8 protein-coding genes, 1 tRNA gene and 1 pseudogene are annotated in these 13,664 nt (G+C 69.4%); 6 read left to right on the forward strand and 4 right to left on the reverse strand.

What is annotated here, in order from left to right:
• Positions 1 to 136: 136 nt before the first annotated feature.
• Positions 137 to 1,031 (forward strand): annotated as a pseudogene (locus TR33_RS27575) (IS30 family transposase); the annotation flags it as partial.
• 10 nt (positions 1,032 to 1,041) lie between these two features.
• Here TR33_RS27575 and TR33_RS26730 read toward each other — a convergent pair.
• Positions 1,042 to 1,872, reverse strand: a complete 831-nt coding sequence (locus tag TR33_RS26730) for a hypothetical protein (protein ID WP_159068811.1) — start codon at positions 1,870 to 1,872, stop codon at positions 1,042 to 1,044.
• Between the two features lie 312 nt (positions 1,873 to 2,184).
• Positions 2,185 to 2,260, reverse strand: a tRNA-Arg gene (locus TR33_RS20150).
• Positions 2,261 to 2,772: 512 nt separating this feature from the next.
• Here TR33_RS20150 and TR33_RS20155 point away from each other — a divergent pair.
• The 5 genes from TR33_RS20155 to TR33_RS20175 all read left to right on the forward strand — a co-directional run bounded on the left by TR33_RS20155 (position 2,773) and on the right by TR33_RS20175 (position 10,212).
• Entirely contained in the window at positions 2,773 to 3,720 is a 948-nt protein-coding gene (locus tag TR33_RS20155) for a cobalamin biosynthesis protein (RefSeq protein WP_108914160.1), read from the forward strand.
• A gap of 152 nt (positions 3,721 to 3,872) precedes the next feature.
• Positions 3,873 to 5,114, forward strand: a complete 1,242-nt coding sequence (locus TR33_RS20160; protein ID WP_199806165.1) for an MFS transporter — start codon at positions 3,873 to 3,875, stop codon at positions 5,112 to 5,114.
• Positions 5,115 to 5,456: 342 nt separating this feature from the next.
• Positions 5,457 to 8,291 (forward strand): penicillin acylase family protein, encoded by a 2,835-nt coding sequence (locus tag TR33_RS20165; protein ID WP_199806166.1) that lies wholly within the window; start codon positions 5,457 to 5,459, stop codon positions 8,289 to 8,291.
• A gap of 154 nt (positions 8,292 to 8,445) precedes the next feature.
• Positions 8,446 to 8,928: an NfeD family protein gene (locus TR33_RS20170; RefSeq protein ID WP_014913583.1), complete on the forward strand. Its 483-nt coding sequence runs from the start codon at positions 8,446 to 8,448 to the stop codon at positions 8,926 to 8,928.
• Between the two features lie 201 nt (positions 8,929 to 9,129).
• On the forward strand, positions 9,130 to 10,212 hold the full coding sequence (locus TR33_RS20175) for an SPFH domain-containing protein (RefSeq protein ID WP_014910501.1): 1,083 nt from the start codon (positions 9,130 to 9,132) through the stop codon (positions 10,210 to 10,212).
• A gap of 63 nt (positions 10,213 to 10,275) precedes the next feature.
• Here the strand turns inward: TR33_RS20175 and TR33_RS20180 are convergent, their stop codons facing one another.
• The gene (locus TR33_RS20180) at positions 10,276 to 11,241 is read right to left on the reverse strand and encodes a quinone oxidoreductase family protein (protein WP_014909772.1); all 966 of its coding nucleotides are present in this window, start codon (positions 11,239 to 11,241) and stop codon (positions 10,276 to 10,278) included.
• Positions 11,242 to 11,262: 21 nt separating this feature from the next.
• Positions 11,263 to 13,479, reverse strand: coding sequence for a serine/threonine-protein kinase (locus TR33_RS20185; RefSeq protein ID WP_042284776.1), 2,217 nt, complete (start codon positions 13,477 to 13,479; stop codon positions 11,263 to 11,265).
• Positions 13,480 to 13,664: the final 185 nt, after the last annotated feature.

Below are 13,664 nucleotides of genomic sequence, written 5' to 3' on the forward strand. Positions count from 1 at the left end.
AGCACCCAGGGTCGGGTAGCCGGAGGGAGTTTCACCCTCCGGCTACCCGACCCTGCACGGCTCAGTAGGAGGGGGTGGTGTCATACCGTAGCAGCAACATCACAGGTCATAGGGGTTTCTCATGGGAATATGACGGATGCTCGCCCTCGCTGAACGCGAGGAGATCGCCCTGGCTCAAGCCCGAGGGGAAGGTGTGCGTGCCATCGTTCGCTTGATCGGCCGGGACCCCTCCGTCATCAGTCGTGGACTGGCTGGTAACACCTCCAAACGCGGCTACCGGGCCACCAACGCGCCAAGGCCCGTCGGATCCGCCCGCAACAGCGCTTGATGGAGGCCGACCCGCTTATCCGCCAACGAGTGTTGGCCGATCTGGGACGGGGTTGCACACCCAGCCAGATCGCGGGCTGGTTGAAGCTGAAGGCCACCGGCACGAGTGTGGAGGCCATGGAAAGCTCGATCCCCGCCGGCGGTGCCCGCATCAGTCACGAAGCGCTCTATTGCTGGATCTACGCCCTGCCCAAGGGCGAGCTGGCCCGGCTCGGGGTGATGCTGCCCTCCAAACGCGGGGCCCGCCGCCCTCACCGTAAGAACGGCCTGTCCGGTGCCCGGATTGTGGGATGCGCTCCATCCGTGAGCGCCCCGCTGAGGAATCAGGGCGCCGGGTCCCCGGACACTGGGAAGGGGACCTGGTGGTGGGCAAGGAAGGTGAGAGCGCGGTGATCACTCTGGTGGACCGCCAAAGCCGGTTCACGGTGATCCTGGCTCTGCCCCAGGGATGGACGGCCGATCATGTGGCCGATGTGCTCATCGACCACGTATCGGGGCTACCGGAGTTGGTGCGTAAGTCGCTGACCTGGGATCTGGGAACGGAGATGGGCCGTCACGCGGCATTGACGGTGGCCACCGATCTGCCGGTGTTCTTCGCTGATTCGCATAGCCCCTGACAGCATTCCACAAACGAGAACACGAATTGGCTGATCCGAGAGTACCTGCCCAAGGGCACCGACATCCCTCCCGGCCTTGGATATTTAGCTGGTTGGATTAAAGATCCCGTTGAGTATGGAGGGGTTGGCTGGGCAGGCGTGGGAGAGTTTGTGACTCTAGGCACAAATCTATCTTTCTTCTGAAGGCTTCCAGTTCACCCATTGATTCGTGGAACCGACCCAGATGCTCATGGTAACTTTTTCGGGCTTCTTTGTCGTCTTTGATGGGAGAAGGAATCGATTCAGAATTATGGTAATTGCAAGTTAGTGCTAGGCTTCCGGAGTTATAAGCTTTGCTCATGATGGGCGAGATGCCATTGAATACGTTCCTGGTTTCCTTTCCCCAGAGGTATTTTGTTTCTGCAACTTCCTTTGGGAGCCTCCGGTGCTCCCATGGGATTCGTTCGATTTTGTCTCTGGCGCTCTTGTGGTGCTCTTCGCTCTCGTGGCACAGGTCGCTCCAGAGCTCGTCGAAATCAAGCTGGAGGCTGTGCAGCCAGCCTGTCAGTGAACGTCGGGCAAGTTGTTGGTCTGAGTAGAGCAGATTCTGTTGCTGGAAGTTAGCGGTTTGCCCAGGGGCGGTGTTCTCTACATGTATGTCCCGGCCTTGGATGACGGTGCTTCCGGAGATGTTGCCGTTCAGCGTGTTCACGGCATCGCTTCTACCTGTCGGATTTGGAGATCGGGTTGAGGCGGAAGATCGGGACGTAGTGGCCCAGGCGATGACGGCGACGAACAGAACAAGAGCGGCGGTGATTCCTGCCGCCCTGGACATGGTTTCCCACCCTTCTCGTGTGGTGGAGCCGCCGCCGAACCACAGTCCGACTCCCAGCGCGGTCAAGATCGCGATGGTCACCGCTGTTGCCCAGATCCACCTCGCTTTGTTCATGTCCCGATTATGTCGTGTGAACCCCTGCGGGGTAGGGGGTTTGGACTGAAACAGCTGTAGGCGGCCCGTTGGGCTACGCGGCGTACACAGCGCCCACGCGGAGCGTCTGGGCGGTTGTGGGGCGCTGGTGGGCGGACACGGCCCTGCACCGGCGCGGGCGCCACGATCACGGGATGGCAAAGTGCTCCGGAAGGTGGACGCCCACCTGAACTCACCTTGTACTGGGGAGCACACGAGGAGCACACATGGCCCCGAAACGCCGCGAGGACCTCGCCTGAGGTCCTCGCTTACCCCGTTTGACCTGGGGTTTTGTGGCGCACCCGGCAGGATTCGAACCTGCGACCGTCGGATTAGAAGTCCGGTGCTCTATCCACTGAGCTACGGGTGCCAGCATTCAATTGTGGCCCGACTTCGCCGGACGTGACCGGGTTGTGACCGGGGGTGGGGCGAGAGGGGCGATCCTCTGGCGGGAGGGCCCGCGCGGTGGTGCCTCCGCTGTCCCGAGCAGACATTCTAGGGTATTCGGCAGATGTCGCCCACAGCCGGGCAAAGCCTCATCGACTACGGGGATTCGTAGTTGCGTCTCTTTAGCACGCGCGTTCCACCAAATCGGTCTCTATGGGCTTCCCGCCCCACGTTACCGGTGATTAACCCCGGTTGCGGTGCTGCGCGGCCGGTGTTTCGCGAACTGCGAGGGGCCGCCCCTCACCGAGAGGCGGCCCGGTCGATCAGAAGACCCACCACTGACCTGCGGAGATCTCCGTTGACGCGAGCTCGACCAGCATGTGTTCGCCTCTCTTGCCGACTGTATGGGGCTCTAGGGGTATGGACGAACGAGCGGTGCGCCAAACCGATTCGGCCGTGGTCCGGTGACCCGGGTCGGTGCTGTTGACTGAGGGCATGAGACGGGGATTGATCTCGGGGTTCGTGCTGGACGGGTTGGTGCCGGATCCGCGTGAGGGGCATCCGGTGGCGCTCTTCGGCGCGGCGGCCGGGAGGTTGGAACGGTGGCTCTACCGCGACTCGGTGGCGGCGGGGGCGGTGTTCACGGCCGCCGCCGTGGTGCCGGCGGTCGTGGCGGGTCGTGGGTTGCGGGGGCCGGTGGCCACCGCCGCGGCGACCTGGGCGGTCCTGGGCGGAAGCATGCTCGGACGTGAGGCCGAACGGGTGGCCGACGCCTTGGAACGAGGGGATCTGGAACGGGCGCGGACGCTCGTGCGGGGCCTGTGCGGGCGTGATCCGAGCTTCCTGGACGAGGACGGGGTGGCGCGGGCGGTGGTGGAGTCGGTCGCCGAGAACACCTCCGACGCCGTCGTCGGTCCGCTGGTGTGGGGCGCGTTGTGCGGAACGCCGGGGTTGGTGGGTTTCCGGGCGGTCAACACGTTGGACGCGATGGTCGGTCACCGGAACGAGCGTTACGAGCGGTTCGGTAAGGCCTCGGCCCGGTCGGACGACGTGGCCGGATGGGCGCCCGCCCGGTTGACGGCCCTGCTCGCGGTGGCCGCGTCGCCGCTGGTGGGCGGGGACATGGGGAAGGCCTGGAAGGTATGGCGGCGCGACCGTCGTGCCCATCCGAGTCCGAACGCCGGACAGTGCGAGGCCGCGTTCGCGGGCGCGCTGGGGCGGACGCTGGGCGGGACCAACACCTACGGGGATCGGGTGGAGCACCGGCCGCGGATGGGGGAGGGGCCCGAGGTGGGGGTCGCCGACATCCGGCGGGCGGTGCGGTTGGCGCGGGCGGTGAACGTGGGCGCGCTCGCGGTGGCGGTGGTCGGCGCGGGGTTCGGTAAGGGGCGCGCGCCGGGTGGCCGCCTTCGACGTCGGGGGGCCGTCGCCGGCCGGAGGTGAGTCGTCTACTCTCCTACGACGCCGTGCGTCCGCCGCGTTTCCACGGACGTGACGCCGTTCCGATGTTCGAAGGACCGAAGCGGCGCTCGGACGTCGGATTCGCCGTCGCCCGCCACCCCCCTTCGCCGACCCCATCGAGACAAGGCCCCGACATGACCTCCATCGAGTCCTCTCCCCATCCCGACCAGAGACGTGTCCTGACCGTGTTGGTCGTCGCGCAGGTGCTCAGCGGCGCCGGCCTGGCGGCGGGCATCACCGTGGGGGCCCTGCTCGCCCAGGAGATGCTCGGCGGCGCGGGTTGGGCCGGTCTGCCCAGTGCCCTGTTCACGGTGGGTTCGGCGGTGGCCGCCGCCCTGATCGGTCGGACCTCGCAGCGTCTGGGGCGGCGTACCGGTCTGGCGGCCGGGTACGCGGTGGGCGCGGTCGGTGCTCTGGGCGTGGTCGCCGCGGCGATGGCGGACAGTGTGGCGCTGCTGTTCGTGTCCTTGTTCGTATACGGGGCGGGGACCGCCACCAACCTCCAGGCCCGTTACGCCGGCGCCGACCTGGCCACGCCGGGCAGCCGAGGGCGGGCCCTGAGCACGGTGATGGTGGCGACCACCCTGGGCGCGGTCGTGGGCCCCAACCTGGTCGAACAACTGGGGGCTCTGGCACGGTCGATCGGGATCCCGGAGCTGTCCGGCCCCTTTCTGCTGGCCGCCGCGGCCTACGCCTCGGCCGGTCTGGTGCTGTGGCTCCTGCTGCGGCCCGACCCGCTGCTCACGGCCCTGGCCCGGGAGACGGGTGTCGAGGGCGTCGCGGTGAAGGACGACGCCGGGTCGGACGGCGACCGGCGGATGCTGCTCCTGGGGGCGACCGTCATGGTCCTGTCCCAGCTCGTCATGGTCGCGATCATGACGATGACCCCGATCCACATGATCGGTCACGGGCATTCGGTGGGCGCGGCCGGCCTGGTGATCGCCGTCCACGTCGCGGCGATGTACCTGCCCTCACCGATCTCCGGTCTGCTGGTCGACCGGGTGGGAAGGCTGCCCGTGGCGGCGGCCTCGGGGGTCACCCTGGTGGCGGCGGGGATCGTGGCGGCCCTGGCCCCGCCCGCGTCGGTGCCGCTGTTGGCTTTGGCGCTGGCCCTGCTGGGGCTGGGGTGGAGCTTCGGTCTGGTCTCGGGGACGGCGATCATCACCGACGCGGCCCCGACCGCCACCCGGGCGAAGGTCCAGGGCACCGTGGACGTGGCGATCGCGATCGCGGGCGCCGGTGGAGGTCTGGCCTCGGGGATGGTGGTGGCGGCCGGGAGCTATGCCCTGCTGTCCCTGAGCGGGGGTGTGCTCGCGTTGGCGGTCCTGCCGGTCATCGCCTGGTCGGCGCGTGCCAAGGCCGCGAACGGGGTCTGATCGCGCCCTTCCCGCCCCGGCCCGTCGTTCCGCGGCCGGGGGAGGTTGTGGCCGGTTGTGGCCATTCGAGGGGATGGGTGTGAGGGATCGTGTGCGGTGCGTTCGGAGTATCGGCCCTGGTGTGTCACCCGTCACGTTCAAACATGAGGGTTCGGGTCGTTCTGTCCAGGACGCTCCCGAAAACGTGAAAGACTTTCGCGATTTGCGCGCCCCTACGTAACATGCGGCTGATCCATCGCCCGCACCCCCAGGTGGTGACAGCTACACATGCCTCCCTCCCCTCCGCCCCTCAGCCCCCCTGCCCGAAGGCGCCGGTTCCGTGCCGGCGCGGTGGGGGCCGCCATGGCGGTCGTCGCCTCCACCGTCTCCGCGGTGCCGGTCGCGCCCGCCCTGGCCGAACCGGTCGCCTACGAGGACTACTGCGCGCCCGCCGGGTGCCTGGACATCCTCCCGCCGGGCCAGAACGGCAGCGCCACCCTGGTCGAGATCCTCGGCCACCAGGTCTTCGGCACCCGTCCGGCCTACTCCTCCAGTCAGCTCGACATGTACGACGAGCTGGTGCACCAGTACGACAACCTCACCGAAGAGCGTCTGGACGAGTTCTTCCAGGACGCCACCTTCGGGGTCGGCGACGCCGGAGTGGACCGGGAGTACCGGCCGCGCGAGGACGTCACCATCACCCGCGACGCCCGCCACGGCATCCCGCACATCGAGGGAACGACCCGTGAGGGCACCATGTTCGGCGCCGGATACGCCGCCGGCGAGGACCGCCTCTTCCTCATGGACGTCCTGCGTCGCGTCGGCCGGGGCGAACTCACCTCCTTCGCCGGAGGCGCCGAGGGCAACCGCGGTCTGGAACAGGACCTGTGGGCCACGGCGCCCTACACCGAGGAGGACAAGCAGGCCCAGATCGATCGGGTCGCCGACAGCGGAGAACGGGGCGCTCAGGCCCTCGCCGACGTCGACTCCTACCTCGAAGGCGTCAACGCCTACATCGCCGAGTCCGACAAGGGCCGCTACTTCCCCGGCGAGTACGTCCTGACCGGGCACAAGAACGCCATCACCAACGCGGGCGAGATCGAGCCCTTCACCCCCACCGACGTCGTCGGCATCGCCGCCATGGTCGGCGGGATCTTCGGCGGCGGGGGCGGCGGCGAGGTCCAGTCCGCGATCGTCCTCGCCAACTTCCAGGACCGCTACGGCGCCGAGGAGGGGCTGGAGCTCTGGCGGGCCTGGCGGATGGAGAACGACCCCGAGGCCTCGGTCAGCGTCGACGGTGAGTTCCCCTACAGCCAGACCCCCGACGACCCGGTCGGCGAGGTGATCCCCGACGCCGGATCGGTGGAGCCCTACGACATCGTCCACGACGAGTACGGTTCGGCGGCCTCCGACGCCTCCGTCGCCGCGGCGGAGTCGGTCTCCGACGAGGAGGTCCCAGGGGCCGACGCCCCCACCGTGGACGACCTCACCGAGGAGCAGCGGGCCGAGCTGGAGGAGATGGCCGAGGAGGGCGACCTGTCCGCCGTCGAGGGCATCTTCGACGACGGCGTGCTCCCCGAGGGCTTCCTCGACCCGAGGGGCATGTCCAACGCCCTGCTCGTCTCCGGTGAGCACACCGAGAGCGGCAACCCCGTCGCCGTGATGGGTCCCCAGACCGGGTACTTCTCTCCGCAGCTGCTCATGCTCCAGGAGCTCCAGGGGCCCGGGATCAGCGCGCGCGGCGCCTCTTTCGCCGGTGTCAGCTTCTACGTCCAGATGGGACGCGGGGTCGACTACGCCTGGAGCGCCACCTCGGCGGGCCAGGACATCACCGACACCTTCGCGGTCGAACTGTGCGAGACCGACGGTTCGGCGCCCACGACCTCATCGCGCTCCTACGTGAACGCCTCCGGTGACTGCGTGGACTTCGAGTCGCTGAGCGTCAGCAACGACTGGACCCCGACCATCGCCGACCAGACCCCCGAGGGCGGCTACACGCTCACCTCGTTGCGTTCGGACCACGGCCTGGTGCGCTCCTTCGCCACCGTCGACGGTGCTCCGGTCGCCTTCACCGAGCTGCGATCGACCTACATGCGCGAGGTCGACTCGATCCTCGGCTTCCAGAGGTTCAACGACCCCGACGAGATCACCTCGGCGGAGAGCTTCACCGAGGCCGCCGGGGACATCGGCTACGCCTTCAACTGGCACTATGTCGACGACGAGGACATCGCCTTCATCAACTCGGGCTCCAACCCGATGCGGCTCGAGGGCACCAACCCCAACCTGCCGATCGACGCCTCCTCGTCCGCCGGCTGGTCGGGCTGGGACCCGGCCACCAACGAGGCCGACTACCACCCCAAGGAGGACCACCCGCAGCAGATCAACCCGGACTACATCGTCAACTGGAACAACAAGCCGGCGCAGGGGTACACCTCGGGCTGGTCGACCGGTTCGGTGCACCGCAACGACCTGCTGGACGCCCGGGTGTCCGGTCTGATCGGGGAGGGGCATCGGTTCACCACCGCCTCCCTGACCGCGACGATGATGGAGGCCGGGGTCGCCGACCTGCGCGCCGAGCAGGTGCTCCCGCTCCTGCTGGAGGTCATCGACTCCGAGGAGGTCGACGACCCGGAGCTGGCCGCCACCGTGGACTCCCTGCGGGCCTGGGTCGACGGCGGAGCCCTGCGGCGCGAACCGCACCGCGACGCCGGCTACTACGACCACGCCGACGCCATCCGGGTCCTGGACGCCTGGTGGCCGATCCTGGTGCGGGCCCAGTTCGAGCCGGGCCTGGGCGAGGATCTGTTCACCCAGATCACCCGGGCCGCCTCGGTCGACGAGTCCCCGGCGCGCAACGGGCACGTGGGCTCGGCCTTCCAGTACGGATGGTGGTCCTACGTGGACAAGGACCTGCGCACGGTCCTGGATCGAGAGGTCGACGGCACGCTCGGCGACCGGGCCTACTGCGGCGAGGGCGACCTCGGCGACTGCCGGACGGTGCTGCTGGACAGCCTCGCCCAGGCGGCGGCGGTCCCCGCGGGCGAGGTCTACCCGGGTGACGGGAACTGCTCGGCCGGCGACCAGCTCTGCGCGGACACGGTGATCCACCAGTCCGTGGGCGGGATCGACATGTGGCCGATCCACTGGCAGAACCGACCCACCTATCAGCTCGTCTACGAGTTCTCCGGCGGACGCTAGCCGCTCGGAACGGACGCGGCCCGCGGCACACCTCGATCCTCGGGGGAGCCGCGGGCCGCGATCGTGTATCCGTTCAGGGGATCTTGTGGTGCGGAGGGTTTGTGTGGGTAGCTTAAGGACTACCCGGAACCATGGCGGGGAGGGCCACAGGAACATGCCGGTCTGGCTGATCTGGATCATTCTCGCGACCGCTCTCGGCGTCGCCGAGTTCTTCACGCTGACCTTCGTCCTGGGTCTCCTGGCCGCCGCCGCTCTGGTGGCCGGATTGCTGGGCGCGCTGGGGCTTCCCGTGGTCGTGCAGATCATCGGGTTCGCCGCGGCCGCCGCCGCGGGGCTCGTCCTGGTCAAGCCGCTCATGGACCGGCAGATGAACCGGGGCCCCGACGTCCGTTCCGGAACCGCCGCCCTGGTGGGCAGGTCGGCGGTGGTCCTGGAGGAGGTCGACGCCGATCGCGGGCTCGTCAAGTTGAACGGTGAGGAGTGGTCGGCGCGCTGCCTGGACGAGGACCTGGTGGTCCCGGTCGGGGCGCGTGTCGATGTCATGGAGATCGATGGCGCGACGGCCGTGGTCTATCCGCGCGAGGCCCTGCCGGAACGGCCCGAACCGCCGGAACAGAACAGACCCGAGCAGGACTGACCGGCCGACACCGCGGCGGGTCGGCCGGCGGGACCGCTTCCGTCCACATCGGGGACGGGGCCCGACGACCGGCCACGGACGGCGGCCGCATCCCCCGAACGAGGGAGTGTTCTCGTCGACGCTCTCGCGGCACCGGCGGAGCCGGTCCGTGACGAGCGGGCGACGATCGACGAGGACACGACCGAAGGACAGGTGCAGAAGATGGAATCAGCCATACCGCTCATCATCATCGCGGTCATCCTGGTCGCCGCCGCGCTGTCGGCGATCCGTATCGTGCCGCAGGCGCGCGCCTACAACATCGAGCGCTTCGGCCGCTACATCAGGACGCTCGACCCCGGACTGAACTTCATCATCCCGGGGGTCGACCGCGTCAACACCAAGTTCGACCTGCGTGAACAGGTGTTCAGTTCGCGGCCGCAGCCGGTGATCACCGAGGACAACCTCGTGGTGAACATAGACACCGTCCTCTACTACCAGGTGACCCAGCCCAAGGCGGCCGCCTACGAGGTCGCCAACTACATCCAGGCCATAGACCAGCTCACCGTCACCACGCTGCGCAACGTCATCGGTTCCATGGACCTGGAGCGCACCCTGACCTCCCGTGAGGAGATCAACACCCGACTGCGCGGGGTCCTGGACGAGACCACCGGCAAGTGGGGGATCCGGATCAACCGGGTCGAGATCAAGGCGATCGACCCGCCTCCCACCATCAAGGAGGCGATGGAGAAGCAGATGCGGGCCGACCGCGACAAGCGCGCGGCGATCCTGCACGCCGAGGGTGAGCGTCAGTCCCGCATCCTCAAGGCGGAGGGCGCCCGTCAGCAGGCGATCCTGGAGGCGCAGGGAGACCAGCAGGCGGCGATCCTGCGGGCCGACGGTGAGGCCCAGGCGATCGAGCGGGTCTTCCAGGCGGTGCACGCCAACAACGCCGACGCCAAGCTGCTCGCCTACAAGTACCTGGAGACCCTGCCGAGCCTGGCCGAGGGCGAGGGCAACAACACCTTCTGGGTGATCCCGGGCGAGCTCACCGAGGCGGTCAAGAACGTCAGTCAGGCCTTCGCCGGCGAGGCGGCGGCGTCCACGCCCTCGACGGAGAAGGCGGCCGACGAGGGGGCCGACAGCGGTCCGGCGCAGATCACCGGACCCGATCCGGCCGGTTCCTCCTCGGCCCGGGCCGCGGCCCAGGCGGCCGAGGCCGCGGAGCGGGCGGTCGCCGACGCCCGAGACGACGTGCGCAGGGCCGGCGCGGGGCTCGGCACTCCGGAACCGCGCGACGGCGAGTGAGGAGATCGGTTCCACGAACGCCCGGAGGCGCCCTCGACGAGGGCGCCTCCGGTTCGTCGAGGGTCAGATCAGCAGCAGCTTGCCGGTGGTGCCGCGCGAGGTCAGGTCCTCGTGGGCCCGGCCCGCCTCCTCCAGCGGGTAGCGGCCCCCGATTCGCAGGTTCAGCCGCCCCTCGCCGATCAGGGTGAACAGGTCGCGGGCGCGCCCCAGCAGTTCGTCGCGGTCGGCGACGAAGTGCGCGAGCGAGGGTCGGGTGAGATAGACCGAACCGGCGCCGTTGAGCCGCTTGGGGTCCACCGGTTCGACCGCTCCGCTGGACTGGCCGAACAGGGCCAGCACACCGCGCGGTCGCAGCGACGCCAGACTCGCGTCGAAGGTGTCCCGGCCGACCCCGTCGTAGACGGCGGCCACGCCCTCCCCCTTGGTGAGGTCGCGGACGGCCTCGGCCACCGGGGTCTCGGTGTAGCGGACGATCTCGTCGGCGCCCGCCTCACGGGCGACGGCCTCCTTGGCGTCGGTGGAGACCGTGCCGATCACCCGGGCGCCTCGGGCCTTGGCCAGTTGGACGATGAGCAGACCGGTGCCGCCGGCGGCGGCGTGCACCAGGACGGTCTCGCCCTCGGCCACGGGGTGCACCGAGTGGGTGAGGTAGTGGGCGGTCATCCCCTGGAGCAGTACGGCGGCCGCCTGCTCGTCGGTGACGTCGTCGGGCACCGGTACGAGCCGGGAGGCGTCGATCACGGCCCGGTCGGCGTAGCCGCCCGGAGCCATGGCCCAGCCGACACGGTCGCCCGTTGCCAAGGAGTCGACCCCCTCGCCCAGGGCCGCGACCGTGCCGACGGCCTCCATACCGGGGACGTAGGGCAGCGGCACCTGGTAGGCGCCGGCGCGCTGGTAGACGTCGATGAAGTTGACGCCTCTGGCCGATACGTCCACCAGGACCTGACCGGGACCGGGGGCGGGGTCGTCCAACTCGGCCGGGCGCAGGACCTCGGGTCCACCGAACTCCTCGATCACGATGGCGCGCATGTCGTTCCTCCTGGGATGGGGTCAGTCCTCGGGGTCGATCCGGTAGAGAGAGTAGTCGGTGTAGGCGGCGCCGATCGGGTCATTGGCGGCACCGGGACGCAACACGATCCCGACCCGACGGCGTTCCTCGTCGTCGAGAGAGGAGTCGTCCGGGAGCGGCTGGTCGTCCTTGGTCTGAAGGACCAGCTCGTCGTTGACCCACATGCGCAGGTCCATGTAGGGGTCCTGATCGTCCTCGACCACGTACTCGCAGGAGAGGGCGATCTCGTTGGTGACCAGGTCACCGAGGTCGGCCCGGTAGGGCAGCCCCTCGACGTCGCTCTCCTCATCGAAGAGATCGTAGGTGCGGAAACCGCCGAGGTCGGTGGTGGAGGCGAGCGCGTTGTCACCGCTCTCCTCCGTCACCCGGCGGATCTGCGCCTCGGCGCCGTCGAAGCGCAGCAGAGCCTCGTACGTGGTGCGCTCGTCGTCCTCCTGGTCCCAGCAGCGCACCCCCGACGTGGACTCCCCGGGCCCCTCCAGCGCGATCATCGTGGTCCGGACGAGGATCCCGTCGGGCGTCTCGCGCTCGTAGGGGACGACCGAGCCCCGGGAGGGGCCGGACTCGGGATCGAGCCAGAGCATCATGGCGTTCTGGGCGCCCCAGTAGGAGACCTGGCCGGTGTCCGGGTCCTGAGGGTCAAACTCGTAGGAGGACCAGCCGGGGTCGGTGGCGAAGTCGTGCGAGTAGAGGCTGGTGGTGTTCTCCGGAGGCGCGGAGGAACCGGAGAACAGGACGGCGCCGCCGATCACCGCCACCAGGACCAGCGCGGTCGCGCCGCCGCCGATGAGCATGAGGCGGCGTCGCCCACCGGACCCGCCGTTCTCAGGGGCGGAACCCGGACCACCGGGCGTGCCGGGCCCCCCGGGACCGCCGGGTCCGCTGTGGGCGCCGAAGGCGGGCTGACCGTGGGCGGGGGAGGGGCCGGGGTGCCCACCCTGATGGGTCGGCACGGGGTGGCCGCCGTTGTGCCATCCGCCGTGGCCGGGCCCCTGTGGGACCCCCGCGTAGGGGCCCTGACCCTGACCCGAGCCCGGGCCCTGCGGTCGGGCTCCGTAGGGGTGGCCGGCCTGCGGCGGATGGGCCGGTGCCTCCTGGGGGCCGGAGGGCGGTCGCTGGGCGTACGGACCCGGTATGTGGGGCTGAGGAGCGGCGTTCTGCCCGCCGGGAGGGGTGGACCCTCCCGTGGGGACCCGCCCCTGGTCGGGCGCGGGAAGCGTGGGAGCGACCGCGGTCGGTGGCGGTGCCGCCTCTTCCCGGGGGAGCTCCTCGACCGTCTCCTGGGGCGGGGTGCCCGCGACCGGGGCCGAACTCGGCGGGGCCCAGGAGGTGCTGATCGTGCGTCGCACCACCGACTCCTCCGGGGACTCCTGCCCGGTGAGCCGGGCCAGGAGCTGCTGGGAGGTGGGGCGGTTGTCGGGGTTCTTGTCGAGGGTGGAGCCGACCAGGTCGAGCAGGCTCGGGTCCAGGCCGTCCAACCTCGGTTCCGCGGAGGAGATGTTGTGCAGTACGGCGGGCACGGTGGCGGCGTCGAAGGGGGCGCGTCCGGTACCGGCGAAGGCGACCAGGCAGCCCCAGGCGAAGATGTCGGCGGCGGGGGTCGCCTGCTCGCCGAGGATCAGCTCCGGCGCCATGTAGGAGGGGGTGCCCATGAGCTGGCTGGAGCGGGTGATGCCGCCACTGGAATCGTCCAGGGCGCGGGCGATCCCGAAGTCGATGACCTTCGGTCCGACCGGGGAGAGCAGGACGTTGGCCGGTTTCAGGTCGCGGTGGATCACCCCGGAACCGTGGATGGCGGTGAGCGCCGCGGCCACGCCCATGGCCAGGCCGTCCAGGGTGCCGCCGCGCATGGGCTCCCCGTGCCGTACGGCCTCGTCGAGGTTGGGACCGGGAACGTACTCCGACACGATGAACAGGGGCTCGCCCTCCAGGCGGGCGTCGATGACGCCGGCGGTGGAGAAACGGGCCACGCGTCGGGCGGCGTCCACCTCGCGGGCGAAGCGCCTGCGGAAGGATTCGTCGTCGGCCAGATCGGGGTGGATCAGTTTCACGGCGACGGGGTGGCCGGCGGGATCCTCGGCGAGGTAGACGGTTCCCATGCCGCCGCGCCCGAGTCGGCTGACGACGCGGTAACCGTCGAGTTCACGCGGGTCCCCCGCGCGCAGGGGTTTGCCGCTTTCGTGGCCCTTGGACGTCACAGTAGGGGGTCCCTCGTAGATCGTGTGGTTCGCGCCTGACAGCGTATCGACGCCCCGCCCGGGCGCGTTTCGGGCGGGGGGTTCGACCCGGTGGTGGGATCGGCGCCGCCCATGACTCTCGTACACCTTCGAAGGCGGGAACGCCGGGTTCCGGCGATGGTGTCACAGGTGGGGACGTCTCCTGA

The sequence above is a fragment of the Nocardiopsis alba genome, assembly GCF_000710955.1.
Taxonomy (GTDB): Bacteria; Actinomycetota; Actinomycetes; order Streptosporangiales; family Streptosporangiaceae; genus Nocardiopsis; species Nocardiopsis alba.

What these genes read in the sequence shown, in the direction of transcription:
- TR33_RS26730 (WP_159068811.1), bottom strand. Translation starts at nt 1,872, where the DNA reads ATGAACAAAGCGAGGTGGATCTGGGCAACAGCGGTGACCATCGCGATC.
- TR33_RS20155 (WP_108914160.1), top strand. Translation starts at nt 2,773, where the DNA reads ATGAGACGGGGATTGATCTCGGGGTTCGTGCTGGACGGGTTGGTGCCG.
- TR33_RS20160 (WP_199806165.1), top strand. Translation starts at nt 3,873, where the DNA reads ATGACCTCCATCGAGTCCTCTCCCCATCCCGACCAGAGACGTGTCCTG.
- TR33_RS20165 (WP_199806166.1), top strand. Translation starts at nt 5,457, where the DNA reads ATGGCGGTCGTCGCCTCCACCGTCTCCGCGGTGCCGGTCGCGCCCGCC.
- TR33_RS20170 (WP_014913583.1), top strand. Translation starts at nt 8,446, where the DNA reads ATGCCGGTCTGGCTGATCTGGATCATTCTCGCGACCGCTCTCGGCGTC.
- TR33_RS20175 (WP_014910501.1), top strand. Translation starts at nt 9,130, where the DNA reads ATGGAATCAGCCATACCGCTCATCATCATCGCGGTCATCCTGGTCGCC.
- TR33_RS20180 (WP_014909772.1), bottom strand. Translation starts at nt 11,241, where the DNA reads ATGCGCGCCATCGTGATCGAGGAGTTCGGTGGACCCGAGGTCCTGCGC.